Consider the following 24,022-nt stretch of genomic DNA (forward strand, 5'->3'; position numbering starts at 1 on the left):
TCCTGTGGGAGCGGGCTTGCTCGCGAATGCGGTGTGTCAGTCGGCGAAGATGTTGTCTGACACAGCGCTTTCGCGAGCAAGCCCGCTCCCACAGGGGGAATAATGTTTACCGTTGTTTGAGACGGTCGATGACCACGGCCAACAGCAGAATCGAACCGCGAATCACATACTGGTAAAACGTGTCGATGTTCTTCAGGTTCATCGCATTCTCGATAATCGCCAGTATCAGCACCCCGGCAATCACGTGCCGGATCATGCCGATCCCGCCACTGAGCGACACCCCGCCCAGCACACACGCCGAGATCACGGTCAGCTCGAAACCCTGGCCGATCATCGGCTGCCCGGAGGTCATGCGCGATGCCAGGATCACCCCGGCCAGCGCACCGATCACGCCGTGCACGGCGAAGATGATGATCTTGGTGCGGTCAACGTTCACGCCGGCAAGCAACGCCGCTTCCTGGTTGCCGCCGATGGCCATGGTGTTGCGTCCGTAGGTGGTGTAGTTCAGCAACCAGCCAAAAAACAGGAAGCAAACGATGGTGATGAGGATCGGCACCGGCACGCCGAACAATTGGCCGTTGCCAAAGACGAAGAACGATTCCTGCGACACGCCTACCGCTTTGCCGTTGGCAAAGATGTAGGCCAGACCACGGACAATCTGCATCGTCGCCAGCGTGGTGATCAGCGCATTGACCCGCAGCTTGGCAATCACGATGCCGTTGATCAGCCCGACAATCAGGCCCATCACCAGCGCCGCGCTGACGCCGAGGAATACGCTGTTGGTGTCGCGCATCACCACCGCCGCGACCACCCCGGCGCAGGCGATCACCGAGCCCACCGACAAGTCGAAATGCCCCGACGCCAGGCAGTACAACATGGTGCACGCGGCGATGCCGGTGGTGGAAATCGCCAGGCCCAGCCCGCGCATGTTCAGTGGCGAAAGGAAGTTGTCGATCAGCAGAGTGCAGGCGAGGAAGATGCCGATGGCCGCCAGCAGCATCACCCAGTCGTCGAGGAAGCGCCGCAGGTCCAGCGGTTTGCGGGGAGTCGGCAGCGCCTTGTTTTGGATGGTCATCATGTTCACCTCTCAGTTCGCCACGCCGTCAGCGCGATGGCGCGGCAAAGCCAGTTGCAGCAGGTTGGATTCATTGGCCTGGTCGCGGCTGACTTCGCCGCGCAACGCGCCTTCACAGAGCACCAGAATGCGATCGGAAATGCCCATCACTTCCATGAGGTCGCTGGACACCACAATCACCGAAATACCGTCGGCGGCAAGGTTATGGATGATCTGGTAGATCTCGGCCTTGGCGCCGATGTCGATGCCGCGTGTGGGTTCGTCGAGCAGCAGGACTTTCATCGGCATCGACAGCCAGCGGCCAAGAATGGCTTTCTGCTGATTGCCGCCGGACAGGAATTTGATCTGCTGGCCGGCATGCGGTGTTTTGACTTTCAGCGCCTTGATCTGTTTGTCGGCGTTGCCCTTCTCCCACAGCCCGCGCAGCAGACAGCCGAGGCTGGCATTGGCACCGCGAGCACTGATGTTGATGTTCTCGGCGACGCTGGCCAGCGGGATGATCCCCTCTTTTTTGCGGTCCTCGGGGCACAGCAGGATCCCGGCGGCGATTGCATCACGCGGTGACCGCAACTTCAGTTCATGGCCGCGCAATTGGAGGCGTCCAGCCGTGTTGCGCTCAAGCCCGCTGAGCAGCCGGAACAGTTCGGTGCGCCCCGCTCCGACCAGGCCGAACAAGCCGAGAATCTCGCCCTTGTGCGCCTCGAAACTCACCGGCTCGCGCAGCCCCGGGCCGAGCAGACCGTCGACCTTCAGCGCCACCGCGCCACGCGGGCGGCTGCGGTAATCGTAGATGTCCTGAATGTCGCGCCCGACCATGCAGGTGACCAGTTGATCGTGGGTCAGCAGGCCCATGTCGTCGAAGGTGCGCACATAACGGCCGTCCTTGAACACCGTCACCGCGTCGCAGATGCGAAACACCTCTTCCATGCGATGCGAGACATAGAGCACCACTTTGCCCTCGTCGCGCAAACGGCTGATGATCGCCATCAAGCGATCGATCTCGCGGGCCGAGAGGCTGCTGGTCGGTTCGTCGAAAGCGATCACATGCGCGCCACGGGACAACGCCTTGGCAATTTCCACCAGTTGCCGCTGGCCGAGCGACAGGCGCCCGACCTTGGTCTGCGGGTCGATTTCATCGGCCAGGCCCTTGAGGCAGGCCAGGGCGTTCTGGCGCAGGGCGCCACGATTGATCAGGCCGAAACTGGCCGGCAGATGGCCGAGAAACAGGTTCTCGGCCACGGTCATTTCCGGCACCAGATGCAGCTCCTGGTGAATCACCGCGACGCCGCTGCCGATGCTGTCGGCCGTCGACTTGAAGGCCATCGTCTGCTCGCCGATCTGCAACTCGCCGCTGCTGGGGATGTAGGCCCCGCCAAGGATTTTCAGCAGGGTCGATTTGCCGGCGCCGTTCTCGCCCATCAAGGCGTGGACCTGCCCCGGATGGGCGACGAAGCTGATGGCGTCCAGCGCCTTCACCCCGGGAAAGGTCTTGCCGATCCCGTTGAAGCGCAGGCTGCCGCCGGCGCTGCTTGCATGTGTCTGTACTTGCGCGTGCATCTGAGTCACCTCTTCACACCGATCGAGCAGCCATCAATTCCACAGGCCGATTTTTTCCAGCTCTTGCTTGAAGTTCTCACGGGTGATCAGGGTGACGTCGTCCATTGCCGTGTATTTCGGCGGCTCTTTGCCGGTGGTGACCCACTCGTACATCATCTCGGCAGTCTTGTAGCCTTCGATATGCGGACTCGGCAGCATCGAACCAAAGAAGCCGCTGTTGGGCTTTTTCAGTTCGCCGATAGCGTCGGTGCCGTTGATGCCGATCCCGATCACGTTGGCCGCAGCGAACCCGGCAGCTTCGGTGGCGCGCACCCCGCCGAGCACAGTGTTGTCGTTCATACCGCCGATGATCAGGTTCTTCGCCGCACTCGGCAGCTTGACCAGCGCCGAGTTGGTGGCGTCCATGCTACCCGGCACATCAAGGGTCTTGAGCGCCGCGAACAGGATGTGATCCTTCGGCAGGCCGGCGTCTTCCAGGGATTTGACCGAGCCGTCGGTGCGCTTCTTGCCGGTGTCGAGTTCGTTGTAGGTATTGACCACCGCGTAGGTGTCTTTCCAGTCCCAGTTGCGTTTCTTCGCTTCGGCAACCATCGCGTTGCCCTGCTTCTGGCCGACCTCGAACGCGGCCATGCCGAGGTATGGCACGTCTTCCATGAACTTGCCGTTGGCGTCGACAAAACGGTCGTCCACGGCAATCACTTTGAGGTCATTGAGCTTGGCCTTGGCCATGATCGCCGGGCCGAGCGACACATCCGGCGGGCAGATCACAAAGCCCTTGGCACCATTGGCGGCGAGGCTGTCGATGGCCGAGAGGGTTTTCTCCCCGTCCGGCACGGCGATCTTGATCAGCTCGAAGCCTTTATCCTTGGCAGCCTTTTCCGCGAAAGCCCATTCGGTCTGGAACCACGGCTCTTCAGCCTGTTTGACCAGGAAACCGATTTTCACGGTGTCGGCAGCCAGCAGCGAACTGCTCAGGCTGAACGCGGTGACCGCCAGCGCGGCACTGCACAGGGTACGAATCCCGAAACGACGTTTCATAAGCTGACTCCTTGTTATTTTTCTTGAGCGTTATTTGAAAAGCGTGGTGTGGCGTTACCGCGTTTCCCTGCAAAGCATTTCGAAAATAGTCATATCGTATGATGATTGGATTTCAAGCGGATTCATCCGCCACTCACCCGATCAGGTCAGTCGTGGTACATCACCGAGCGCCCACCATCGATGGTGATACACGAGGCGTTGATGAACGGTGCTTCATCACTGGCCAGAAACACAGCCGTCATCGCCACTTCGATGGGCTGGCCGATGCGTTTTGGTGGGTGCAGGTCAAATGCGCGCTGACGCTCGGCGTGGGGGTCGGCAAAGCCGTTCCAGTAATCGACGTTCAGTTGCGTCTCGATGTAGCCCGGAGCGATGGCGTTGACCCGAATGCCCTTCGGCGCGTACTCGATGCCCAGCGCCCGGGTCAGGCCGAGCAGGCCGTGCTTGGCCACCGGATACGGGAAGCAGCCAGGAATGATGTGGGTGGAATGGGTGGAGGCGATGTTGATGATGCTGCCAACGCCTTGCTCGATCATCTGCGGCAGCACGGCTTTGCAGCCATACCAGGCGCCATCCAGGTCGATCGCGAAGCAACGACGCCAGTCTTCTTCGGTCATTTTCAGCGGATCGCGGAACACGTTGACCCCGGCGCAGTTGACCAGCACGTCGATGCGCCCGTGCAACTCGATCGCCAGTTTGGCCATGGCGTGCAGGTCTTGCTGGCGCGAGACGTCGGCTTTGATCGCCTGCACGTCGGCACCCTGCTCGCGCCAGTGGGCGGCGACCTTCTCGACTTTCTCCGCCTGAATATCGCTGATCACCAATTTGGCCTGCTGCGAGGCGAAGGTGGCGACGATTGCCTCGCCGATGCCTTGGGCCGCGCCGGTCAGCAGCACCACTTTGTTTTTCAGACGCTCGCCCTTCGGCGGTGCGGGCACTGGCGGCAAGGAAAGAGGTTCAGCCATGGATCAGGACTCCTGTTCGTAAGCACAAAAAAACCGGGCATCTGACGATGTCCGGTCTGAAAGACTGTGAAAACAAAACAGGCAGGCGCGGCGGGCGACGCCGGGCCGTTGCGAGACGCTGACTCCGCTGGGGAGTGCGATAGAGATTCGCTGCATCACTTCACCTGTTTTGTTCTTTTTAAGTGTGAGTGCGTGTTACTGCTGGAGCCGACTATAAACCCGACCGCCGAATAATCTCAATATATAATTTTGCATCCCATATTTTGGGATTTATCCCGCAAACCGCGTACAGGGTTGGCCCGGCACATCGACCCGCATCGACAACACCGCGCCATCCAGTGAATGGTTTTGCGGACTCTGAGCGCTGGTGATGTACAGGGTTTTCAGGTCTTCGCCACCGAACACACAACTGGTCGGGCGGCTGACCGGCAGTTCGATCTTGCGCTCGACCTCGCCTTGCGGCGTCAGGCGCAGCAGGCATCTGCCATCCCAACGGGCGTTCCACACGTAGCCTTCGGCATCCATCGCCGAACCGTCGGGGCCGCCCTGCCCGTCTGGGCCGTACCAGACATCAGGGCTGCCGAGATTGCCGTCGGTGTGTATGAAATAGCGGTTGAGCGTCCCGTCGAAGCTGTCGCCGAACAGCAGCGTGGTGCCGTCGTCGCTCCACAACAGCGTGTTGGGAATCCCCAGACCGCGCAGCAGTGGCGTGACACGCTGGTCTGGATCAATGCGGAACAAGCTACCGGAGCGGCGCACGATCGGCAGATCTTCGCCCTGTTCGCCGATGTTGTTCTGCATGGTGCCAAGCCACAGCCGACCCTGAGCGTCGCAGCGCGCTTCGTTGGGCCGATTGCCCGGTTGCGGGTCGGCAATGCAGAACAGTGTCAAACGTGGCTCAAGGCCCGGAGAGTCGAGGTCCAGTCGATACACGCCACTGCTCAGGGTCACCAGCGCATCGCCACTGGCGCACGGAATGAACGCGGAAACGTGTTCGGGCATCTGCCAGATCTGCACGTTGTTGCCGATCAGCCGCAGCGCCTGTCTGCCGGCGATATCGACCCAGTACAGCGTCTGGGTGGGGGCGTCCCAGAATGGGCCTTCACCGAGTTTGGCGCGGTGTTGGGTTACGGCGGTCCACGTCATGGCAACTCCTTGAGTCTTGTTTTTACTGTAGGAGTAAGCCTGCTCGCGATGGCGGTGGCTCAGTGAGGTTGATTGCGACTGATACACCGCTTCGCGAGCAGGCTCACTCCTACAGGGGATTTGTGTTTTCAACTGGCTTTCTTGTCGGCCATCACCTTTGGGTAAAAGCGTTTGATCGCCAGGTCGGCGTTATCGATCAGGGTCATGCAGGCCCACACCCCGCGTGCAGAATCGCGCGCGGCGATGGCGTCGGCCATGTCTTTGTGGATCGGCAAGGTGCGGCGCAATTCGTCGGGGTCGGCGGCGGAGACTTCAAACGACACGGCGAGCAAGGCGCCAAGGGCCGGGACCATTTGCTCGATGAACTGATTGTGACTGGCCGCCAGAATGCATTCGTGGAAGACCTGATCGGCACGGTTGTAATCGACGCCGCTGTCGACAGCCCGCTCCAGCGCGTTGTACGCCAGTTGCACGGCCCGAATCTGATCCAGACTGGCACGCTCGCAGGCCCAGCGCACGGCCATCGGTTCGATGGTGCGCCGCAGGTCGAGCAGGTCGTCGACAAAATTTTCAGGCAGGCCATTGCGCGACAGCCAACCGACGACTTGCGGATCGAACAGGTTCCAGCGCCGCACCGGCAGTACCCGGGTGCCGACTTTCGGCCCGACTTCGAGCATGCCTTTGGCGACGAGGGTCTTGATCGCTTCGCGGATCACCGTGCGGCTGACACCTAGTTGCAGACCCAGATCCGCCTCGACCTTGATCGCCTGCCCCGGCTTGACCTGACCGGCAGCGATCCAACTGCCCAGCCAATCAACCGTTGATGCATGAAAGCTGCTGGACATGGAAACCTCAAAGCGGTTCGCGATGAGTGTTCACGCTAATGATCATATGATTGAGAGTCAAATCAGATTTTGAAGTTGCCCATAAATCAATGTGGGAGGGGGCTTGCTCCCGAAGCCGTGCATCAGTCAATACGTAGGGTGACTGTTACACCGCCTTCGGGAGCAAGCCCCCTCCCACAGTTGGATGTGTATTACGGTTCGAGGCCGATGCGGAAGAACTCGCCGCCACTCCACACACCCAGCCAGCGCTGCCCGTCGATTTCGCGGCTGACCGCCAGTTCCACCAGTTGGTAGAACACGTTGCGGTGAATCAGCGCTTCAAGGTTAGTGCGCACATGCACGTAAGGCGCGGGTTCCTGGGTCGCGGGGTCGATCTCGACGCGGATCGGATGCTCAGGCCCAGCCTCGGCCGTTTCCTCGACATTGGTGGTGAAACGCAGCAACTGCGCTTCGCCCTCGCCTTCGACTTCCACGGCAATCGCCACGAACGGCGCGTCGTCGACCTTGATCCCGACCTTTTCGACCGGCGTAATCAGGAAATAATCATCGCCGTCGCGGCGAATAATGGTGGAGAACAGCTTGACCATCGGCTTGCGCCCGATCGGCGTGCCCAGGTAATACCAGGTGCCGTCGCGGGCGATGCGCATGTCGATGTCGCCGCAGAAGTCCGGGTTCCACAAGTGCACCGGCGGCAGGCCTTTGGTTTTGGGGATCTGTCCCAACAGGTCATTGGCTTTTTGCGGGCCACTCATGGCGTACTCCTTGGTTTATTGGTCGCCGATCCCCAGCAGGCTGCGCGCGTATTGCGCCAGTGGCGGGCCGATCAGGTCTTCAGGCTTGTTGTCGTGGAACGTCAGTAATCCGCCACGACTCTTGATCCGTGCAGTATCAATCAAATACTGGGTGCTGGTCTCGATCAACATGATCTGAATCACCCCGCCGTCGATGCCCAGACGATCCACGGCTTCCTGATCGAGCCACTCATCGGAGTTGCCGATACGGTCATCAGCCTTGGCAAAACGGGTGTACAGCAGATAGTGGGCGCCCGCGTCACGAGCTTCGCCCATCGCCTGATCGAGGCCTTCAGGAGCCCGGGCGCGACGAACCATCGGGAAATACTCGACGAAACCTTTGAAGGCTTCTTCGGCGACCACGTTCGGGCGCGGGTAGGAACCACCCGGCGGCGCGAACGCACCCTGGGCGATGTAGATGAACGAGTCCGGCTGAATGCGGAAGTTGTTCACGCGACGGCTGTCGCTGTGATCCAGCAGCCCCGCGTCGCTCATCTGATAGCGAGTGCCTTCGGCCATATCGCTGACAGTCATACAGCCGCCAAGCGCCAAAACGGCCAGCAGCAAAACCAGGCTACGCATCCTCATCCTCCAGAAGCCGGTGACGGAAAACCGGCGAATGGCCGTTGGATGCAGCTTTTGCGCCAGCTCTGATTCCTCGTTGATTTATACAATGCATTCGCGAGCAGGCTCGCTCCCACAGCAGAACGCATTCCAAGGTGGGAGCGAGCCTGCTCGCGAAAGTGGCTGATCAGCCGCCGATGATTTTCATGATGGTTGCGCCGCCGGAGAACGCCACTTCCTGCTTGTCGCCCAACGCCTTGACCAGCAAACGCTGCAACGCCGGCAATGCCTGATGGCGCGGTTTGTCGAGCAGGTCGCCGACATAGTGGCGGTTGCTCGACGACAGGCAGCCATGCAGCCAGCCGGTCGACGACAGGCGCAAACGCGAGCAGGTTCTGCAGAACGGCACGCTTTCGTTGGCGATCACGCCGAAATGACCAACGCCCGGGATCGCATAACGCACGGCCGTGGCGTCCACCGGCGCATCTGCCTGCGCATATTCGTAGCGCTCGCCAATCAGGCTCAGCAATTGCTGCAGGCTGACGAACTGTTGCAGGAAGGCATTGGAGTCGGTCGCCAGATGGCCCATGCGCATCAGCTCGATGAAGCGCAACTCGTAGCCACGCTCAAGGCAGTAATCGAGCAGCGGCATTACCTGATCCAGGTTCTGCCCGCGCAATGGCACCATGTTGACCTTGATCTTCAGCCCCGCCGCCTTCGCCTGGTCCATGCCATCGAGCACGGTCGCCAGATCGCCGCCACGGGCGATGCTGCGGAACGCACCGGCGTCGAGGGTATCGAGGGACACATTGATCCTGCGCAGACCGGCGTCCACCAGCAGCGGCAGCTTCTTCGCCAGAAGTTGACCGTTGGTGGTCAGGCTGATGTCTTCCAGGCCCATCTTGCCGACGGCGCTCATGAAAGATTCGAGTTTGGGGCTGACCAGCGGCTCACCGCCGGTGATGCGCAAACGCTCGATGCCGGCAGCTTCGATCAGATAGGCTACGCCGCGTGCCATGGCCTCGGCCGACAGTTCGTCCTGCGCAGCCACCAGCCGCTTGCCGTTGGGCACGCAGTAGGTACAGGCGTAATTGCAGGCTGAAGTCAGGCTGATGCGCAAATTGCGAAAACGCCTGCCTTGACGGTCAACGATCATGATCACTCCGGCGATAGAATTTCGAGCCGCTAAAACTTGACTCACAAATCAAGTTTTAGCAAGCCCTATGCCTGAGTATATTCCTGCGGTACTGCGTCATGTAGCGAAATCATGGCGCAATAAGGCAGCTGAATGGTTCAGCTGCTTGGGGTTTCCGGATCACGCTTGCGCTTGTTGCCCATGCGCACGCCGATGTCCATCAGGAACTGGAAGAAACCTTCCTGATCTTCCAGCACATTGCTCCAGAACGGCGAGTGATACAGCGCCACCGCGCCGTGCACCAGCGCCCAGGACGCGCAGTAGTGGAAGTACGGCGGCACGTCTTCGAGCTTGCCTTCGCTGATCCGGCCCTTGATGAGCAAGGTCAGGCGTTCGAAGTTCGAAGCACGGATCTTGTGCAGCTCCTCGACCATTTCCGGCACCTGATTGCCTTTTACGACCTTCTCTTCGAGGCGGTCGAACAGGCGATAGCGCTGTGGGTCGCGCATGCGGAATTCGAAGTAGGCACGGGACAGCGCTTCCTTGTCCTTGTCGACATCGGCCGAATGCAGCAGCTCGTTCAAATCGCGCTCGTAATCGAGCATCAGGCGCAGATAGATCTCGGCCTTGGATTTGAAGTGCTTGTAGATCGTGCCTTTGCCGATACCCACGGCATCAGCAATCATCTCGACGGTGACACTGTCTTCACCTTGTTCGAGGAACAGCTTGAGCGCGGTATCGAGAATTTCTTGCTCGCGGCGACGAAACTCACGGACCTTACGAGGTTCTTTGTGCATAAGAAAAGGTCTGAAGGGTCAAAATTCGAAGCCGCGTATTATGCCTAACTTGCGCAAAAATGCACGGATCATCCGACCATATCTGTGTTTCTTGTTCATTTTGCGAACGCCGGGGGTGCAATGAGAACTCAACTGAAGCGCACGTATTCCAAATTTGTTTAAAAACCCCGACCGCTCAACTGGACTCAACGCCAGACTGATCAATACTTGAACTGTCGGTCGGCATCTCCCCCAAGTGCCGTGCCGATAAAGGTACCAAGGGACCGCGTGCCTTTGTTTTACTCCTAATGGTCTTAACCCGGATTCACCCCCCAGAACCCGGGTTTTTTTTGCCTGCGATTTGGTTTTCCTGCGGCAATGAGCCTGCCCGCAATGGCCATTTCGCACTCAAGCAGATTTAACACTCGCCAGCGGGAACAACCGCTTGAAGTTCTCGGTGGTCTGCTCGGCAAATCGCTCGTAGTTTTCCCCGCGCAACATCGCCAGAAACTCCGCCACTTCACGTACATACTGCGGCAGGTTCGGCTTGCCGCGATAAGGGATCGGCGCCAGGTATGGCGAATCGGTCTCCACCAGCAACCGGTCGGCCGGGACTTTGCTTGCCACATCGCGCAAGGCATCGGCATTGCGGAAAGTCACGATGCCCGACAGGGAAATGTAATAGCCCATGTCCAGCGCGGCCTTGGCCATGTCCCAGTCTTCGGTAAAGCAATGCAGCACACCGGCCTGAGGCAACGCGGCATCGCGCAGTAATTCAAGGGTGTCGGCGCGAGCGCCACGGGTATGGATGATCACCGGTTTGCCGGTATGCTGCGCCGCTTGCAGGTGCAGACGGAAGGACTCCTGCTGCAATTCGGCGGCTTCCGGCTCGTAATGGTAATCCAGACCGGTTTCGCCGATCGCCACCACTTTCGGGTGATTGAGTTCGTGCAGCAGCCAGTCCAGCGCAGGCGCGGCGCCCGGTTGCACATCGAGCGGATGCACGCCGACCGAGCAATCGACGTCGGCATAGCGTTCGGCAAGGGCTTTGACGTCGGCGGCGTTGTCGGCACTGACGCCGATGCACAGGAAGTGCCCTACCCCACGCTGGCGGGCCGCATCGAGTGCGGCATCCAGCGAGCCGTCATGGGCGGCAAGGTCGAGGCGATCAAGGTGACAATGGGAATCTACGAGCATAAAAGGACTGCAACTTACATCGTATGAGTGGGACGGTCGGACTTCAGGGCTCCGGCCAGATGGGTTTCGATGCGACTGCGGGCGGTGTTGTCGCCTTCATTGAATTGCACGCCGACACCGGCAGCACGATTGCCCTGGGCGCCTTTGGGGGTAATCCAGGCGACCTTGCCGGCCACCGGAATCTTCTCCGCCTCGTCCATCAGGTTGAGCAGCATGAACACCTCATCGCCCAACTTGTAGCTCTTGTTGGTCGGGATGAACAGGCCACCGTTCTTGATGAACGGCATGTAGGCGGCGTACAGCACCGACTTGTCCTTGATGGTCAGGGACAGGATGCCGTTGCGCGGCCCCGGGCTCATGGGTTCATTCATGTTGACCTCCACTGCTGATGTTCAGAGTCTAGGCGCACACAGTCGTTTTGGGGGCGATTACCGGTGACCCGGCAAACTCACCCACTGCACCAACAAGGCTTCCAGCAGCAACGCTGGATTGAGGTTGGCTTTGCTCAGGACTTTCTGCCGCTGGGCGAGAATCCAGTCCTGAATGTCGAGGACTTTGCCCTGCGCGCTTTTCTGCGCCAGATACTGCACCACTTTGCGCATGTCGGTCAGACCGAGGCCGTTTTCATCCTGGGTCAATTGATAACGCAGGATCAGGCTCGACCAGTCGCAGAACCAGTCGAACAGACGCAGCATCGGAATATTTTTCCATTCTTCGGCCAGTCGTGTCGGCGACTGCTGCTGCTTGAGCAACTTCTTCACGCCTTCGACCACCTGCGCGCGCTGTTCGCGCACGCCCTGGGCCTGCAGGCTGACCGCCGCCAGTGGCGAACCGGCCGCCAGCGTCAGCAATTCGACGCGCTCTTCGGTAGAACACTCCGGCAGCGCCTGTGCCAGCCACTGCAGGCTTGCGGCCTCACTCGGCAACGGACACGCCTGCTGCACGCAACGACTCTTGATCGTCGGCAGCAACCGGCTCGGCTGGTGGCTGACCAGTAACAGCACCGTATTGCCGGATGGCTCTTCAAGGCTTTTGAGCAAGGCGTTGGCGGCGTTGATATTCATCGACTCCACCGGTTCAATCAGCACCACCTTGCGCCCGCCCAATTGCGCGGTCTGCACCACGAAACTGACCAGATCACGGACTTGATCGACCTTGATCGCCTTGTCGGCTTCTTCCGGTTCAAGGATGTAGTTGTCCGGGTGACTGCCGGCCTTGAGCAGCAGGCAGGACTTGCACTCGCCGCAAGCCTCGGGCGTCGGACGCTGACACAGCAGGCTGGCCATCAGCCGCTCGGCCAGCGCGCGCTTGCCGATCCCGGCCGGGCCGTGCAGCAGATACGCGTGAGCATGCTGACTACGCCCGGCCAACTGCTGCCAGAGGCTGTCTTGCCATGGATAGGCGTCAGCCACGGGTCAGCTCCAGCAGACGCGGCAACAGCGTGTCCAGCGAGCGCTGAACGTCTGCCAGCGGCTGACCGGCATCGATCCGCACATAACGCGCAGGTTCGGCTTCGGCACGCTTGAGAAACGCACCGCGCACCGCCTCGAAGAACGCCCGGCCTTCCAGTTCGAAACGATCCAGGCGCCCGCGAGCGCTGGCGCGGGCCAGGCCGATTTCCACCGGCAGATCGAAAATCAGCGTCAGGTCCGGGCGCAGGTCGCCCTGAACAAACGTCTCCAGTGCCGCAATACGCTCCAGCGACAAACCGCGACCACCGCCCTGATAGGCGTACGTCGAGTCAGTAAACCGATCGCACAGCACCACGGCGCCCCGGGCCAGTGCCGGACGAATGACCTCGGCCAGATGCTGGGCACGGGCGGCGAACACCAGCAACAGCTCGGTGTCGGGGTTCATGACTTCATCGGCCGGGGCCAGCAGCACATCGCGAATGCGTTCTGCCAGCGGCGTGCCGCCGGGTTCGCGGGTCAGCACCACTTCAATACCTTGCGTGCGCAGACGCTCGGCGAGGTACTCGCGGTTGGTGCTCTTGCCGGCGCCTTCCGGGCCTTCCAGGGTAATAAACAAGCCAGTCACAGGCAGTCCTTAATCAAAGTCATTGCGCGTTTTGCGGTGCTGCCGCGCCGGGCTCGGCAGCAGGTGCCGGGGCTGGCGCAGGCGCTTGAGGAGGAACCTGCGGCAGCGACTCCGGAGCGGTATCGGGGGACGCTGCGGGGATCGTCTCTTCGGTGGCCGTGGCCGGAGCGGCCGGCGCATTCGCCGGGGCCGGGCTGGAGCGGTAATCGGCACGGCGCTTGAGCTGGAACTCACGCACCGCACTGTTGTGCGCATCCAGGTCATCGGAGAACACATGGCTACCGTCGCCACGGGCGACGAAATACAGGCTGTTGCCTTCTACCGGATTGAGCGCGGCATGAATCGCCTCGCGGCCGACCATGGCAATCGGCGTCGGCGGCAATCCGGGAATCACATAAGTGTTATACGGCGTAGGCTCTTTGAGATGCGCGCGGGTCAACTTGCCGGTGTAGCGATCGCCCAGGCCATAGATCACGGTCGGATCGGTCTGCAACTGCATGCCCAGCGCCATACGGCGAACGAACACGCCGGCAATCTGCCCGCGCTCCTGTGGCACGCCGGTTTCCTTCTCCACCAGCGAAGCCATGATCAGCGCCTGATAAGGCTCGCTGTACGGCGCGTCGGCCGAGCGGTTTTCCCACTCCTTGGCCAACACCTCGTCCAGGCGATCAAAGGCTTTCTTCAGCAACTCGACGTCGGAGACTCCGCGCACGAAGCGGTAGGTGTCCGGAAAGAAACGACCTTCCGGGAACAGTCCGCGATGGCCAATTTTCTCCATCACTTCGCTGTCGCTCAGGCCCTTGAGGGTCTGTTCGATTTTTTCATCTTTTGCCAGTGCCGCCCGGACCTGGTGGAAATTCCAGCCCTCGACCAGCGTCAGGTTGTACTGCACCACTTCGCCACGCTTCCACAGGTCGATCAGACCGTTGACGGTCATGCCCGACTGCATGCGGTATTCGCCGCTATGGATCGGCGTACCGGTCAGATTGAAACGCCAATAGATGCGCAACCAGAAAGCGTCCTTGATGACGCCATCGGTTTCGAGTCCAAGAAAGGTACGGGTAGGCGTCGAGCCTTTTGGCACATCCAGCAGTTCTTCCTGCGTGATGTTCAGGGGCTGTTCCAGCGCCGAATGAATTTTCCAGGCGCTGGCGCCCAACAGCAGCCCTGCCAGAACCAGTCCGGTTTCCAGCAGCAGCAAGAGTTTACGTCTCACGAATCAGGCATCCAGTAGCGCGCGGGCAATGGCTTGCAGTTTACGGGTGAGCGGGCCAACCGGCCAGCTCAGTGCAGCGTAGGCACGTACCGGCCAGACGCCATATACGCTGTTGCAAATGAAGACTTCATCAGCCCATTGCAGTTGTTCGAGGTTGATGTCGGTGATTTGGGTGGGGATAGCCAATGATTCGGCCTGAAACAAGATTTCTGCACGCATCACACCGGCCACGCCGCAGCGCTTCAGATCCGGGGTGATCAATACGCCGTCGCGCACCAGAAACAGGTTGCTGAAGACGCCCTCAACGACCCGTCCGGCCTGATCGAGCATCAAGCCCTCGGCATGTTCGCTGTCGTGCCATTCGGCACGGGCGAGCACTTGCTCCAGGCGGTTCAGATGTTTGAGCCCAGCCAGCAATGGCTGGTTCGACAGCCGAGTGACACAGGGAAACAAGCGTACACCTTGCTCACCATGCACGGCAGGATAAGCAGCAGGAGGATTGCCTTGCAGAATACGTCGGCCCGGCGCCGCAGGATCAGGCGCGTAGCCACGCAAGCCGTCGCCCCGGGTGAGAATGAGCTTGAGCACCCCCTCGCCCATCGCTGCCGCATAGCTCAGCAGCTCCTGGCGCACCCGCTCGATATCAGTCGCGATGGCCAGACGCGCGCAGCCATCGGCCAAACGCGCCAGGTGTCGGTCCAGCAGCACAGGCTGGCCGCCTTGCACGGCGATGGTCTCGAACAGACCATCGCCGTAAGCCAAGCCGCGATCTTTCAGCGACAGAGCGTCAGCCGGCTGACCGTCGACCCAGCTGTCCATCAGCCGGCGAACCGACGGAACGCCAACGTGCCGTTGGTGCCGCCAAAACCGAAGGAGTTGGACAATACGACGTCGATGTCCATGTTGCGCGCAGTGTGCGGCACGAAATCGAGATCGCAGCCTTCATCCGGCTCGTCGAGGTTGATGGTTGGCGGTGCCACCTGGCTGTTGATCGCCAGCACACTGAAGATCGCCTCGACCGCACCCGCCGCACCCAGCAGGTGACCGGTCATGGACTTGGTCGAGCTGACCGCCAGCTTGTAGGCGTGATCGCCGAACACGCTCTTGAGCGCGTTGGCTTCGGCGAGGTCGCCGGCCGGCGTCGAGGTGCCGTGGGCGTTGATGTATTGCACCTGGTCGATGTTGATTTTCGCATCGCGCAGGGCATTGGTGATGCAGCGGGCTGCACCGGCGCCATCAGCAGGTGGCGAGGTCATGTGGAACGCATCGCCACTGGTGCCGAAGCCGATCAGCTCGGCATAGATGGTCGCACCGCGAGCCTTGGCGTGCTCGAGTTCTTCGAGTACCAGCGCACCGGCACCGTCGGACAGCACGAAGCCGTCACGGCCCTTGTCCCATGGACGGCTGGCGCGGGTCGGCTCATCGTTGCGGGTCGACAGTGCACGGGACGCGCCGAAGCCACCCATGCCCAGGCCGCATGCGGCCATTTCGGCGCCGCCGGCAATCATCACGTCGGCTTCGTCGTACATGATGTTGCGCGCCGCCATGCCAATGCAGTGCGTACCGGTCGTACAGGCTGTGGCAATGGCGTAGTTAGGCCCCTGTGCACCCAGGTGGATGGACAGAAAACCGGAAATCATATTGATGATCGAGCCTGGCACGAAGAATGGCGAGATTCGACGCGGGCCCGTCTCATGCAGAGTACGGCTGGTTTCTTCGATGTTGGTCAGGCCGCCGATCCCCGAACCCATGGCCACGCCAATGCGCTCACGGTTGGCGTCGGTGACTTCCAGACCTGCGTTGCGAACAGCCTGAAAACCCGCGGCCAGACCGTACTGAATGAACAGGTCGAGCTTGCGTGCTTCCTTGACCGACAGGTATTCCTCGACATTGAAGCCCTTTACCGAGCCGCCAAAACGGGTGGAATAGGCAGAAAGGTCGGTGTGTTCGATCAGACCAATGCCACTGCGGCCAGCCAGAATGCCCTGCCAACTGCTCGGCACATCCGTGCCCAGTGGCGACAACATACCCATACCGGTGACTACGACGCGTCTACGCGACACAGCACTCTCCTTTTTCAAATGACGACTTTGCATCAGGCCTAAAGAAAAAACCGCACGCCATGATGGCAGTGCGGTTTTTCCATGACAGCAAACAACGATTACAAACTATTACGCCTGGTGGCTAGTAACGTAGTCGATTGCAGCTTGTACAGTAGTGATCTTCTCAGCTTCTTCGTCAGGGATTTCGGTCTCGAATTCCTCTTCCAGAGCCATCACCAGCTCAACGGTGTCAAGGGAGTCGGCACCCAGGTCTTCTACGAAGGAAGCGGTGTTTACCACTTCTTCTTCTTTAACACCCAGTTGCTCGGCAACGATTTTCTTGACGCGCTCTTCGATGGTGCTCATACCTTGTTTTCACTCCTAATGGACAAATTCAGGCAGCTGGCCAGTGGGTAAGTGTATAGAAAGACTTTTCAGCTTTTCAACTGAAAGCTTCACTCCTCAAACCCTGCGGCCCTCTGCCTATAAATAGATTGCAGCTTTATAACGGATTTTAGACAGCTCGTATGACATTTTTTTGAAGCAATCCGTCACATTTTACTTACATGTACATCCCACCGTTCACCGGGATTGTAGCCCCAGTGACGTATGCCGCACCGTCGGATGCAAGAAAAGCGACCACGGATGCGATCTCTTGAGCTTGTCCCAGACGACCCAGCGGAATCTGCGTCTGCAAGGCTTCACGCTGTGCTTCAGGCAGCTCGCGGGTCATATCGGTGTCGATAAACCCTGGGGTTACCGAGTTGACCGTAATCGAACGCGAACCGACTTCACGCGCCATCGCACGGCTGAAACCTTCCAGACCGGCCTTGGCGGCTGCATAGTTTACTTGGCCTGCGTTGCCCATGGCACCCACCACCGAGCCAATACTGATAATTCGGCCCCAGCGCGCCTTGGTCATACCGCGCAAAACGCCCTTGGACAGGCGATACAGACTGTTCAGATTGGTATCGATCACGTCGTACCATTCATCGTCTTTCATGCGCATCATCAGGTTATCGCGGGTGATACCGGCATTATTGACCAGAATCGCCGGCGCACCGAACTGCTCCTGAATGCTCGCAATCACTTTGCTGACCGACTCGTCGCTGGTGACGTTCAGTTCCAGACCAGTGCCCTGAATACCGTGTTCTTTCAGAGTGGCGGCAATCGCTTCGGCGCCCTTGGCGGAGGTCGCGGTGCCAACAACGATGGCGCCCTGACGACCCAGTTCCAGAGCGATGGCCTGGCCGATACCACGGCTTGCACCGGTAACCAGTGCAACTTTACCTTGCAGACTCATGCAAGTTTCTCCTGATTCAGGCTTGCGCTGCACGGGCGGCAGCGAAAGCATCTGGGGTATTGAGGTTGGAAGTCGAAACGCCTTCGGCGCAACGTTTGTTCAGACCCGCCAGCACCTTGCCCGGGCCGCACTCGACCAGATTGGTCGCGCCTTTGGCGGCCAGGGTCTGGACCGACTCAACCCAGCGAACTGGCTTGTACAGCTGTTCAAGCAGATCACGCTTGAGGGTTTCCAGATCGGCCGGCACTTGCGCGCTGACGTTCTGTACCACCGGGATCTGCGGCGCCTGCCAGTCGATGGCGGCAATGGATTCGGCAAAACGCTCGGCGGCCGGACGCATCAGTTCGCAGTGCGACGGCACGCTCACCGGCAGCGGCATGGCACGCTTGGCACCACGGGCCTTGCAACCTTCGATGGCGCGCTCAACAGCAGCCTTGGCACCAGCGATGACCACCTGGCCTGGCGAGTTGAAGTTTACCGCGCTGACCACCTCGCCCTGCGCCGCTTCTGCACAGGCAGCCAGTACGTCAGCGTCTTCCAGACCGAGGATGGCAGCCATACCGCCCTGCCCGGCCGGAACGGCTTCCTGCATCAGCTGACCACGGCGCTCAACGAGCTTTACCGCATCCGCCAGTGTCAGGCTGCCAGCAGCGACGAGTGCGCTGTATTCACCCAGGCTGTGACCGGCAACGAATGCCGGACGCGCACCGCCTTCAGCCAGCCACAGACGCCACAGGGCGATCGAGGCGGTCAGAATGGCCGGTTGGGTTTTGTCGGTTTGATTGAGCAGCTCTTCCGGACCCTGCTGGGTCAGCGCCCACAGGTCATAGCCCAGAGCAGCGGAGGCTTCTTTGAATGTTTCGAGGATCAGCGGATATTCCGCGCCCAGCTCGGCCAGCATGCCGAGGGACTGCGAACCCTGTCCTGGAAAGACGAATGCGAGGGAAGCAGACATGTAACAAGCCCCTAATGATCTTGTCGTCGAAAAATGACACCCCACCGGGGGACGCCAGAAACTGACAGTTGGATGACCCTTTGAACCGGGCGGTCACATTTAAGCATTGTCCGACGAAAACGCCTAAGACAACAAATCTTCCAGACGACCATGAAGACGCTCGGGCAGATTCTCCTGAATTTCGATCAGCGCACGCTGAATCGCACTCTGAAAGCCCTGAACCCCGGCCGAACCGTGACTTTTCACCACAATGCCCTGCAAACCGAGGAAGCTTGCGCCGTTATGTCGTGCCGGTGCCAGATCGGCCTGCAAACGCTTCATTAACGGCAGCGCCAAGGCACCGACAGCACGGCTCGCCATGTTCTTTTTGAACAAGGCTTCGATGCGCGCTGCAATCATCGTCGCCAGGCCTTCGCTGGACTTGAGCAGGATATTGCCGACAAACCCGTCACAGACCACCACGTCAGCCTCGCCGCGATACAGGCCATCACCCTCGACGAAACCGATGTAGTTGATGCCTCGGGCCGCCTGCAACAAGGTCGCCGCCAGCTTGACCTGCTGATTGCCCTTGATGTCTTCGGTGCCGATGTTGAGCAGCGCCACCCGTGGCCGGGCAATACCCAGCGTCTGCGCCGCCACCGAGCCCATCACCGCGAACTGCAACAGATGCTCGGCACTGCAATCGACGTTGGCGCCCAGGTCGAGCAACTGGCAATAACCTGTCTGTGTCGGAATCGCGGCAACCATTGCCGGACGGTCGATGCCCGGCAACGTCTTCAAGACAAATCGCGACAGCGCCATCAACGCTCCGGTATTGCCGGCGCTGACACAGGCCTGAGCCTTGCCGTCACGCACCAATTCAAGGGCGACACGCATCGACGAATCCGGCTTGCCACGCAAGGCCTGGGTCGGCTTTTCATCCATGGTGATGACTTCAGACGCCGGAACAATCGTCAGGCGCGAGCGATCCGCAGCCGGTTGGCCATTGATCAATTCTTCAAGAAGGGAGGGTTGACCGACGAGGGTCAGGTGCAGCGAGGGTGTAGCAGAAAGGCAAGCAAGGCTGGCCTGAACAATGCTGCGGGGACCGAAGTCCCCGCCCATTGCGTCAATCGCAATGACTTGAGCGGACAAGTGATTACTCGTCAGCGCCCTTGTCGATCACTTTACGGCCACGGTATACGCCTTCTGGCGATACGTGGTGACGCAGGTGAACTTCACCGGTGGTTTTTTCTACAGACAGGGTGCTAGCCTCGAGAGCGTCGTGCGAACGGCGCATGTCACGGGCAGAGCGGGATTTTTTGTTCTGCTGAACAGCCATAATTGATTAACTCCTAAACGTTTGGGTCACGCTTTAACTGCGCCAATACACTGAACGGGTTGGACCGCGTTACCTCGTCCTCGCTCGGTTCGGGTTCATCTGCTCCCGCCGGCTGCTGGCATTCTTCCGGATGATGAGCAGGCACAATGGGCAAGGCGAGCAGAAGCTCCTCCTCGATCAGTGACTGCAGATCCAATGGATCTTCGCCCAGTTCCAGCACGTCATAACCTTTCGGTAACGACTGGGTATTCGCACCCTCCTTCACCACAGCGTAACTGCATTCGCTATGGATCGGCAGGGTGACCAGCTCAAGACAACGCTGGCAAACCATTTTGACCTCGGTGTCGATAAAGCTGTGGATCACCACAGATTTACGTTCATCTCGTTCAAAAACGAATTTGGCCTGCACCGTACCGACATCGTCGGAAAGCGGGTCGCAGAGTCTCTTCAAATCGGCCAGCAGCAGTTCACCTTGAAGGGTGGTGCCACGATCAGCCAATTTGCGCGGGTCAACGTGAGGTGGAATCGGGTCATTCAACATAGGCGCAGCATTATAGGGATGCCCCCACCCATGTCAAAGGAAATTGTGCCCTGTCCGTCACTTGCGTGCCTCCGCTAGAATTCGCGCCTGCCTCAGGAGACGCCAATGTTGCCTTTATTACTCGCTTCAAGCTCGACTTATCGTCGGGAATTGCTCGCCCGCCTGCACCTGCCGTTCGTCTGCAGCTCGCCGGATATCGACGAAAGCCACCAGCCGGGCGAATCAGCCATCGAACTGGTCAAGCGCCTCGCCGAACAGAAAGCCCGGGCACTGGCTGCCAGCCACCCCGCTCATCTGATTATCGGCTCGGACCAGGTAGCCGTGCTGGGCGAACGCATCATTGGCAAGCCGCACACCTTCGACAAGGCCCGAGAGCAACTGCTGGCCGCCAGCGGCGCCAGCGTGACCTTCCTCACCGGCCTGGCCCTGCTCAACAGCCAGACCGGCCACTGTCAGGCCGACTGTGTGCCGTTCACCGTGCACATGCGCCAACTCGACGAAGCACGCATCGAGCGCTACCTGCGCCTGGAGCAGCCCTACGACTGTGCCGGCAGCTTCAAGGCCGAAGGACTAGGCGTGAGCCTCTTCAAATCCACCGAAGGCCCGGACGCCACCAGCCTGATCGGTCTGCCACTCATCCGTCTGATCGACATGCTGCTGGCAGAGGGCGTACAAATCCCCTGAAGCACAAAAAAACCGGCCATCAAGGCCGGTTTTTTTTACACACTGATTGCTCAGCGCAACGAAGGCCCGTGGAAACCCATCCACATCGCCAACTGCTCGGCGACACTGGCGCCGAGCTTTTTCGAGAAGCGATCGAACGGCGACTCCTGAACAGTGAAATCCACGAGCTCTTTCTCGCCAATCACATCACGCGCCACCGAACTGGCATTGCCCAGACCGTCGATCAGCCCCAGCGGCAGCGCCTGCTCGCCAGACCAGACCAGCCCGGAGAACAATTCCGGATGCTCTTTGTCTTTCAGACGATCACCACGCCCCTGCTTGACGCTGTTGATGAACTGCTTGTGCGTGGTGTCCAGCACGGTCTGCCAGAACGCGGTTTCGTCAGGCTTCTGTGGCTGGAACGGATCCAGAAACGACTTGTGTTCACCCGAGGTATAGGTGCGACGCTCGACACCCAGCTTGTCCATGGTGCCAACAAAACCGTAACCCGCCGCCGTCACACCAATGGAGCCGACCAGACTCGCCTTGTCGGCATAGATCTGATCCGCCGCACTGGCGATGTAATAGGCACCGGACGCGCCGAGATCGGAAATCACCGCGTACACCTTGGTATCCGGATGCAGACCACGCAGGCGCTTGATCTCGTCATACACGTAACCCGACTGCACCGGACTGCCGCCCGGGCTGTTGATCCGCAGGATCACGCCCTTGACCTTCTTGTCCTCGAAGGCCGCACGCAGACTGCCGACAATATTGTCGGCGCTGGCCGGCTCCTTGTCGGCAATCATGCCGGTGACATCGATCAGCGCGGTGTAGTTCGGACCACGGGTAGCGCTCTTTTCCATATCCATCAGTGGAGTGAACAGGATCAGCGCAACAAACAGATAAACAAACGTCAGCAGCTTGAAGAAAATCCCCCACCGCCGCGAGCGACGCTGCTCCTGCACACTGGCCAGCAGGGTCGTTTCCAACAGCTTCCAGCTCTTTGCGTCACCGTCGTCGGCACTTGCCTTGGCCGGTGCTTTCCATTCGTCGGTCATCCAGTCCACCCCAGAAAAAACTTATTTGGCCTGCTGCCCCAGCCAGGCGTGCAACTCACTAAAATGGTCGATCGACAGGCGCGGCTCGAACTGCTGCAGCGATTCGATCGATTGCGCGCCATAACTGACCGCCACCGAATCCATCCCCGCGTTACGCGCCATCAGCAGATCGAAGGAAGAGTCCCCGACCATCAGCGCCTGCTCCGCACGCACACCGCAATGGGCCAATATCTGCTCCAGCATCAGCGGATGCGGCTTGCTCGCTGTTTCATCGGCAGCGCGAGTGATGTCGAAATAATCTTCCCAGCCATTGGCCTTGAGCACCCGATCCAACCCGCGACGATTCTTGCCAGTCGCGACTGCCAGGTGATAACCCTGCTCGCGAAAAGACGCCATCGACTCGACTACGCCTTCGAACAACGGCGAAGGCACGGCTTCCGCGGCGATGTAGTGATCCGCGTAATACTCGCGAAACAAGGTCATTTCGGCATCGCTGATGTCCGGATACAAGGTGCGGATCGCCTCTGGCAAGCCCAGACCGATGATGCCTTTTACGGCAAAATCATCACGCAACTCGAAACCTGAACGCCCGGATGCCGAGTGCATTGCCTCGACAATCCGATGAATGGAATCGGCCAGCGTGCCGTCCCAATCAAAAATCAGCAGCTTGTAATCAGATGGGCGCACTCAATCGCTCCACAGTCTTGGCCCACATTTCATCGACCGGTGCCTGCAACTTGAGTTCACCGCCATCGGGCAGCGGCACGGTCAGCATGTAGGCATGCAGGAACAGACGCTTGCCGCCCAGATCACGGATTTCCTTGCTGAAACTGTCATCGCCGTACTTGGTGTCGCCAGCGATGCAGTGCCCGGCGTGCAACGTGTGGACGCGGATCTGGTGCGTGCGACCCGTGATCGGCTTGGCTTCGATCAGAGTGGCAAAATCACCAAAGCGACGCAGGACCTTGAACACGGTCACAGACTCCTTGCCCTCCTCCTCGTCGACCTCGACCATGCGCTCGCCGGAGCGCAGATTGCTCTTGCCGAGCGCCGCACGGACTTGCTTTATCGAGGTCGCCCAGTTGCCGCGAACCAGCGCCATGTAGCGCTTATCGACACCGTCACCGCGCAATGCGGCATGCAAGTGACGCAACATGCTGCGCTTCTTGGCGATCATCAGCAGGCCCGAGGTATCACGATCGAGACGGTGAACCAGCTCGAGCTCCTTGGCATCGGGGCGCAACTGACGAAAGGCTTCGATGACGCCGTAATTCAAGCCGCTGCCACCGTGAACCGCAATGCCGGCGGGCTTGTTGATCACGATCAGGGCTTTGTCTTCATAGACAATCGAGGCTTCCAGGCGCTGCAACAGGCCTTGGGCCAAAGGCACCGGCTCGTCACGCTCAGGCACGCGAACCGGCGGTACACGCACGATATCGCCGGCCTGCAGCTTGTATTCAGGCTTGATCCGCCCCTTGTTCACGCGCACTTCGCCTTTACGCAAAATGCGGTAAATCAAGGTCTTGGGCACGCCTTTGAGCCGGGCAAGGAGGAAATTGTCGATTCGTTGGCCGGCATACTCCGGCGAGACTTCAAGCAGTTGAACGCCTGGAGTCGAAGGGGCAGTAGTTGTCATGCCGCGGATGATAACAATTTTTATGGAATTGAAGCACTTAATCATTGCTGCTATAGTCGCGAACGCCGCCAAAAGCGGCCTGGACAGCGGAACCACGGTCAAAAACCGGCCCTGACCAACGCAATTCACCAGGACGCGAGGCCGTCCTACGGGGCTTT

General features: G+C 59.8%; 27 protein-coding genes. 1 reads left to right on the forward strand and 26 read right to left on the reverse strand.

The annotated features are described in order from the left end of the window. Positions 1 to 106 precede the first annotated feature (106 nt). The 23 genes from araH to AC0J41_RS18370 form a co-directional block, all read right to left on the reverse strand. Entirely contained in the window at positions 107 to 1,075 is a 969-nt protein-coding gene (araH, locus tag AC0J41_RS18260) for an L-arabinose ABC transporter permease AraH (RefSeq protein ID WP_045122821.1), read from the reverse strand. A gap of 12 nt (positions 1,076 to 1,087) precedes the next feature. Next, the gene (araG, locus tag AC0J41_RS18265) at positions 1,088 to 2,632 is read right to left on the reverse strand and encodes an L-arabinose ABC transporter ATP-binding protein AraG (protein ID WP_025113029.1); all 1,545 of its coding nucleotides are present in this window, start codon (positions 2,630 to 2,632) and stop codon (positions 1,088 to 1,090) included. Between the two features lie 33 nt (positions 2,633 to 2,665). Next, entirely contained in the window at positions 2,666 to 3,670 is a 1,005-nt protein-coding gene (locus AC0J41_RS18270; protein WP_025113028.1) for a substrate-binding domain-containing protein, read from the reverse strand. Between the two features lie 146 nt (positions 3,671 to 3,816). Continuing rightward, on the reverse strand, positions 3,817 to 4,635 hold the full coding sequence (locus tag AC0J41_RS18275) for an SDR family oxidoreductase (protein ID WP_473013245.1): 819 nt from the start codon (positions 4,633 to 4,635) through the stop codon (positions 3,817 to 3,819). A 270-nt stretch (positions 4,636 to 4,905) separates the two neighbouring features. Beyond that, a complete protein-coding gene (locus AC0J41_RS18280) occupies positions 4,906 to 5,781 on the reverse strand; it encodes an SMP-30/gluconolactonase/LRE family protein (RefSeq protein WP_473013246.1) in 876 nt (291 codons plus the stop codon). Positions 5,782 to 5,909: 128 nt separating this feature from the next. Beyond that, positions 5,910 to 6,626 (reverse strand): FadR/GntR family transcriptional regulator, encoded by a 717-nt coding sequence (locus tag AC0J41_RS18285; protein WP_473013247.1) that lies wholly within the window; start codon positions 6,624 to 6,626, stop codon positions 5,910 to 5,912. A 191-nt stretch (positions 6,627 to 6,817) separates the two neighbouring features. Beyond that, complete coding sequence (locus AC0J41_RS18290; RefSeq protein ID WP_025113024.1) at positions 6,818 to 7,378, reverse strand: DUF1285 domain-containing protein; 561 nt, start codon at positions 7,376 to 7,378, stop codon at positions 6,818 to 6,820. A gap of 15 nt (positions 7,379 to 7,393) precedes the next feature. Beyond that, complete coding sequence (locus AC0J41_RS18295; protein WP_025113023.1) at positions 7,394 to 7,999, reverse strand: DUF4823 domain-containing protein; 606 nt, start codon at positions 7,997 to 7,999, stop codon at positions 7,394 to 7,396. A 169-nt stretch (positions 8,000 to 8,168) separates the two neighbouring features. Next, positions 8,169 to 9,137 carry a GTP 3',8-cyclase MoaA gene (locus tag AC0J41_RS18300; RefSeq protein WP_025113022.1) on the reverse strand — a complete coding sequence of 323 codons (969 nt, stop codon included), beginning with the start codon at positions 9,135 to 9,137 and terminating at the stop codon, positions 8,169 to 8,171. A 137-nt stretch (positions 9,138 to 9,274) separates the two neighbouring features. Then, entirely contained in the window at positions 9,275 to 9,913 is a 639-nt protein-coding gene (locus tag AC0J41_RS18305; protein ID WP_007950805.1) for a TetR/AcrR family transcriptional regulator, read from the reverse strand. 387 nt (positions 9,914 to 10,300) lie between these two features. Beyond that, positions 10,301 to 11,089: a TatD family hydrolase gene (locus AC0J41_RS18310; protein WP_473013248.1), complete on the reverse strand. Its 789-nt coding sequence runs from the start codon at positions 11,087 to 11,089 to the stop codon at positions 10,301 to 10,303. Positions 11,090 to 11,103: 14 nt separating this feature from the next. Further along, positions 11,104 to 11,460: a PilZ domain-containing protein gene (locus tag AC0J41_RS18315; RefSeq protein WP_025113020.1), complete on the reverse strand. Its 357-nt coding sequence runs from the start codon at positions 11,458 to 11,460 to the stop codon at positions 11,104 to 11,106. A 57-nt stretch (positions 11,461 to 11,517) separates the two neighbouring features. Beyond that, a complete protein-coding gene (locus AC0J41_RS18320) occupies positions 11,518 to 12,501 on the reverse strand; it encodes a DNA polymerase III subunit delta' (protein ID WP_473013249.1) in 984 nt (327 codons plus the stop codon). Continuing rightward, positions 12,494 to 13,126, reverse strand: a complete 633-nt coding sequence (gene tmk / locus AC0J41_RS18325; RefSeq protein WP_473013250.1) for a dTMP kinase — start codon at positions 13,124 to 13,126, stop codon at positions 12,494 to 12,496. The genes AC0J41_RS18320 and tmk overlap by 8 nt, the downstream gene beginning before the upstream one ends. 19 nt (positions 13,127 to 13,145) lie before the next feature. Then, positions 13,146 to 14,342 (reverse strand): endolytic transglycosylase MltG, encoded by a 1,197-nt coding sequence (mltG, locus tag AC0J41_RS18330; RefSeq protein WP_473013251.1) that lies wholly within the window; start codon positions 14,340 to 14,342, stop codon positions 13,146 to 13,148. Between the two features lie 3 nt (positions 14,343 to 14,345). Next, positions 14,346 to 15,161, reverse strand: coding sequence for an aminodeoxychorismate lyase (pabC, locus tag AC0J41_RS18335; RefSeq protein WP_473013252.1), 816 nt, complete (start codon positions 15,159 to 15,161; stop codon positions 14,346 to 14,348). Beyond that, entirely contained in the window at positions 15,161 to 16,405 is a 1,245-nt protein-coding gene (gene fabF, locus AC0J41_RS18340) for a beta-ketoacyl-ACP synthase II (RefSeq protein WP_025113015.1), read from the reverse strand. The genes pabC and fabF overlap by 1 nt, the downstream gene beginning before the upstream one ends. Positions 16,406 to 16,513: 108 nt before the next feature. After that, on the reverse strand, positions 16,514 to 16,750 hold the full coding sequence (gene acpP / locus AC0J41_RS18345; RefSeq protein WP_003175607.1) for an acyl carrier protein: 237 nt from the start codon (positions 16,748 to 16,750) through the stop codon (positions 16,514 to 16,516). Between the two features lie 196 nt (positions 16,751 to 16,946). Continuing rightward, on the reverse strand, positions 16,947 to 17,687 hold the full coding sequence (fabG, locus tag AC0J41_RS18350; RefSeq protein ID WP_025113014.1) for a 3-oxoacyl-ACP reductase FabG: 741 nt from the start codon (positions 17,685 to 17,687) through the stop codon (positions 16,947 to 16,949). Positions 17,688 to 17,703: 16 nt separating this feature from the next. Beyond that, positions 17,704 to 18,642 carry an ACP S-malonyltransferase gene (gene fabD, locus AC0J41_RS18355; protein WP_025113013.1) on the reverse strand — a complete coding sequence of 313 codons (939 nt, stop codon included), beginning with the start codon at positions 18,640 to 18,642 and terminating at the stop codon, positions 17,704 to 17,706. Positions 18,643 to 18,765: 123 nt separating this feature from the next. Further along, positions 18,766 to 19,776 carry a phosphate acyltransferase PlsX gene (gene plsX, locus AC0J41_RS18360; RefSeq protein WP_473013253.1) on the reverse strand — a complete coding sequence of 337 codons (1,011 nt, stop codon included), beginning with the start codon at positions 19,774 to 19,776 and terminating at the stop codon, positions 18,766 to 18,768. A gap of 4 nt (positions 19,777 to 19,780) precedes the next feature. Next, positions 19,781 to 19,963: a 50S ribosomal protein L32 gene (rpmF, locus tag AC0J41_RS18365; protein ID WP_003179396.1), complete on the reverse strand. Its 183-nt coding sequence runs from the start codon at positions 19,961 to 19,963 to the stop codon at positions 19,781 to 19,783. Positions 19,964 to 19,976: 13 nt separating this feature from the next. Next, positions 19,977 to 20,504 carry a YceD family protein gene (locus tag AC0J41_RS18370; RefSeq protein ID WP_003204262.1) on the reverse strand — a complete coding sequence of 176 codons (528 nt, stop codon included), beginning with the start codon at positions 20,502 to 20,504 and terminating at the stop codon, positions 19,977 to 19,979. 105 nt (positions 20,505 to 20,609) lie between these two features. On the opposite strand from AC0J41_RS18370, the gene AC0J41_RS18375 reads away from it, so the two are divergent. Then, positions 20,610 to 21,188 carry a Maf family protein gene (locus AC0J41_RS18375; RefSeq protein ID WP_473013254.1) on the forward strand — a complete coding sequence of 193 codons (579 nt, stop codon included), beginning with the start codon at positions 20,610 to 20,612 and terminating at the stop codon, positions 21,186 to 21,188. Between the two features lie 50 nt (positions 21,189 to 21,238). On the opposite strand, the gene sppA is transcribed toward AC0J41_RS18375, so the two are convergent. The 3 genes from sppA to rluC are packed head-to-tail and all read right to left on the reverse strand — an operon-like array spanning position 21,239 to position 23,864. Beyond that, positions 21,239 to 22,228, reverse strand: coding sequence for a signal peptide peptidase SppA (gene sppA / locus AC0J41_RS18380; RefSeq protein WP_025113010.1), 990 nt, complete (start codon positions 22,226 to 22,228; stop codon positions 21,239 to 21,241). A gap of 21 nt (positions 22,229 to 22,249) precedes the next feature. Beyond that, complete coding sequence (locus tag AC0J41_RS18385) at positions 22,250 to 22,915, reverse strand: HAD-IA family hydrolase (protein WP_025113009.1); 666 nt, start codon at positions 22,913 to 22,915, stop codon at positions 22,250 to 22,252. Beyond that, the gene (gene rluC, locus AC0J41_RS18390; RefSeq protein ID WP_025113008.1) at positions 22,902 to 23,864 is read right to left on the reverse strand and encodes a 23S rRNA pseudouridine(955/2504/2580) synthase RluC; all 963 of its coding nucleotides are present in this window, start codon (positions 23,862 to 23,864) and stop codon (positions 22,902 to 22,904) included. The genes AC0J41_RS18385 and rluC overlap by 14 nt, the downstream gene beginning before the upstream one ends. Between the last annotated feature and the right edge of the window lie 158 nt (positions 23,865 to 24,022).

It is taken from the genome of Pseudomonas sp. Arb-4-2C (assembly GCF_055755015.1).

What these genes read in the sequence shown, in the direction of transcription:
- araH (WP_045122821.1), bottom strand. Translation starts at nt 1,075, where the DNA reads ATGACCATCCAAAACAAGGCGCTGCCGACTCCCCGCAAACCGCTGGAC.
- araG (WP_025113029.1), bottom strand. Translation starts at nt 2,632, where the DNA reads ATGCACGCGCAAGTACAGACACATGCAAGCAGCGCCGGCGGCAGCCTG.
- AC0J41_RS18270 (WP_025113028.1), bottom strand. Translation starts at nt 3,670, where the DNA reads ATGAAACGTCGTTTCGGGATTCGTACCCTGTGCAGTGCCGCGCTGGCG.
- AC0J41_RS18275 (WP_473013245.1), bottom strand. Translation starts at nt 4,635, where the DNA reads ATGGCTGAACCTCTTTCCTTGCCGCCAGTGCCCGCACCGCCGAAGGGC.
- AC0J41_RS18280 (WP_473013246.1), bottom strand. Translation starts at nt 5,781, where the DNA reads ATGACGTGGACCGCCGTAACCCAACACCGCGCCAAACTCGGTGAAGGC.
- AC0J41_RS18285 (WP_473013247.1), bottom strand. Translation starts at nt 6,626, where the DNA reads ATGTCCAGCAGCTTTCATGCATCAACGGTTGATTGGCTGGGCAGTTGG.
- AC0J41_RS18290 (WP_025113024.1), bottom strand. Translation starts at nt 7,378, where the DNA reads ATGAGTGGCCCGCAAAAAGCCAATGACCTGTTGGGACAGATCCCCAAA.
- AC0J41_RS18295 (WP_025113023.1), bottom strand. Translation starts at nt 7,999, where the DNA reads ATGCGTAGCCTGGTTTTGCTGCTGGCCGTTTTGGCGCTTGGCGGCTGT.
- AC0J41_RS18300 (WP_025113022.1), bottom strand. Translation starts at nt 9,137, where the DNA reads ATGATCGTTGACCGTCAAGGCAGGCGTTTTCGCAATTTGCGCATCAGC.
- AC0J41_RS18305 (WP_007950805.1), bottom strand. Translation starts at nt 9,913, where the DNA reads ATGCACAAAGAACCTCGTAAGGTCCGTGAGTTTCGTCGCCGCGAGCAA.
- AC0J41_RS18310 (WP_473013248.1), bottom strand. Translation starts at nt 11,089, where the DNA reads ATGCTCGTAGATTCCCATTGTCACCTTGATCGCCTCGACCTTGCCGCC.
- AC0J41_RS18315 (WP_025113020.1), bottom strand. Translation starts at nt 11,460, where the DNA reads ATGAATGAACCCATGAGCCCGGGGCCGCGCAACGGCATCCTGTCCCTG.
- pabC (WP_473013252.1), bottom strand. Translation starts at nt 15,161, where the DNA reads ATGGACAGCTGGGTCGACGGTCAGCCGGCTGACGCTCTGTCGCTGAAA.
- acpP (WP_003175607.1), bottom strand. Translation starts at nt 16,750, where the DNA reads ATGAGCACCATCGAAGAGCGCGTCAAGAAAATCGTTGCCGAGCAACTG.
- fabG (WP_025113014.1), bottom strand. Translation starts at nt 17,687, where the DNA reads ATGAGTCTGCAAGGTAAAGTTGCACTGGTTACCGGTGCAAGCCGTGGT.
- fabD (WP_025113013.1), bottom strand. Translation starts at nt 18,642, where the DNA reads ATGTCTGCTTCCCTCGCATTCGTCTTTCCAGGACAGGGTTCGCAGTCC.
- rpmF (WP_003179396.1), bottom strand. Translation starts at nt 19,963, where the DNA reads ATGGCTGTTCAGCAGAACAAAAAATCCCGCTCTGCCCGTGACATGCGC.
- AC0J41_RS18370 (WP_003204262.1), bottom strand. Translation starts at nt 20,504, where the DNA reads ATGTTGAATGACCCGATTCCACCTCACGTTGACCCGCGCAAATTGGCT.
- AC0J41_RS18375 (WP_473013254.1), top strand. Translation starts at nt 20,610, where the DNA reads ATGTTGCCTTTATTACTCGCTTCAAGCTCGACTTATCGTCGGGAATTG.
- sppA (WP_025113010.1), bottom strand. Translation starts at nt 22,228, where the DNA reads ATGACCGACGAATGGAAAGCACCGGCCAAGGCAAGTGCCGACGACGGT.
- rluC (WP_025113008.1), bottom strand. Translation starts at nt 23,864, where the DNA reads ATGACAACTACTGCCCCTTCGACTCCAGGCGTTCAACTGCTTGAAGTC.